The organism is Flavobacterium sp. ACAM 123, assembly GCF_000264055.1.
In the GTDB taxonomy this organism is placed as follows: Bacteria; Bacteroidota; Bacteroidia; order Flavobacteriales; family Flavobacteriaceae; genus Flavobacterium.
In genome coordinates this window covers 1-1673 of the sequence record NZ_AJXL01000214.1, presented here as the reverse complement: position 1 = coordinate 1673, position 1673 = coordinate 1, and the positions used below count along the sequence as shown (strand labels likewise).

General features: G+C 34.0%; 1 protein-coding gene. It reads right to left on the bottom strand.

Annotated features, from left to right (window positions below; all coding sequences use genetic code 11):
- The coding region (locus A3SG_RS0118280) for a TonB-dependent receptor (RefSeq protein ID WP_035664743.1) at positions 1-1230 on the bottom strand (1230 nt) is incomplete at its 3' end.
- Between the last annotated feature and the right edge of the window lie 443 nt (positions 1231-1673).

Below are 1673 nucleotides of genomic sequence, written 5' to 3'. Positions count from 1 at the left end.
GAATGACATAGCGTTCACGTTTGTTCTTCTGTTTCCAAATCCTAATGAATTCGAATTAGATGTTAATTCGTCAGAAGAAGAGTCATGATGTACATAACGAACAGAGAATTTATTATCATTATTTATATTCCAATCAATTTTAGCCAGAAACTTTTTAGAAACTCTTTGCGCATCATAATTTTCCCACGGCCCAGTGGCATAATCAAATTTATCTTTCATAAAAGTAGAAAGATCCTGCATTTGCTGAAATGTAGGTGCGGATATTTGAGCACTTGGTTGTGGAGAACCTGTAGAAGTCCAAGTTGTAGCGGGACTCGTATTATCAACTGTTTCAAAGTTTCCAAAGAAAAATAATTTGTTTTTAATAATTGGCGCGCCAAATCTAGCTCCCAATATTTTCTCTTCAAATGTCGCTGGTATAATTCTAATTTGTCCAGCTTTAGTACCAACAAATTCCTTTTTATTACTTCTCGTTGAAGCATAAATAGAACCTTCGAATTCATTCGTACCACTTCTGGTTACACCATTAATTCCCGTCCCTGTAAAACCAGATTGACGAACATCAAAAGGAGCGATACTCACTTGAATTTGCTCAATTGCATCTAATGAGATTGCAGTAGAACCAGTTCTTCCTCCTGCTTGCGCATCAGATCCAAGTCCAAAACCATTATTAAATACCGATCCATCAATAGTGAAATTATTTAATCTTGAATCTTGCCCTCCAAAAGAACCTCCACCACCGGCATTAGCATTATACTTAGTGATTGAATTAATTGACCTTGACCCTGTAACAGGAATAGAGGTAAGCTCTCTGTTAGAAAATTGTTGCGATGCACCCGTTTTTCCTTTATTGAAAGTTCCGTTTGACTTAGTAGAGACAACAACTACTTCTTTTAATGCATTAGACTCCTCTTTGATTACAACATTAACAGTTAAATTACTTCCCAAGGGCGCATTAATTTCAGTGATTTCAGTCGTTTGGTATCCTACATAAGTTACTTTTACGGTATAAGGCCCACCCGGCCTAAGCCCTTGAACGGCATAACCACCTTTACCATCAGTGGTAGAGTAATATTTTGTTCCAGTAGGTTTATGAACAACCTCGACCGTAGCTCCCGGTAAAAACTCACCCGTCGCAGATTTGACAGCTCCGGACATCGCAGAACTAGTAACCTGCGAATGACCAACAACTGATAATAAGATAATCAAAATAAAAATAATTCTTTTCATTTTTGTCTTTTGTTTAGTTTGGTTTATTAATTTTCGGCAAAAATCTGATATTTTTGGCAAATCAATGTTAATTATTTGTTAATAAAAAAGTTGCTACAGGTAAAGTTTAACATAATACCTCAATATAAGTGCTTTTTAAGTCTTTTACGATTTTCAATTTAACATTCCTTAATTAAAATGTTAAAATATAGCATATTTAAAGATAGACAGTAAAATAGGGCAAATTGAAAAAATATAAAATGTTTAAAAAATAAAAAAGGCCTTGATTTAAATTTAAATCAAGGCCTTAAAAATTTCGCTTTCACAACAGAATCGCTACTTTTTATTCGCCATAATTGCTAAAACAATTAAAAATTGCGGCAACTAACACTACTAAAATAACATCAATGATACATTCACACTACTTATGTGGATTTTCAAACGCAAACGTTTCTATCAAAAAA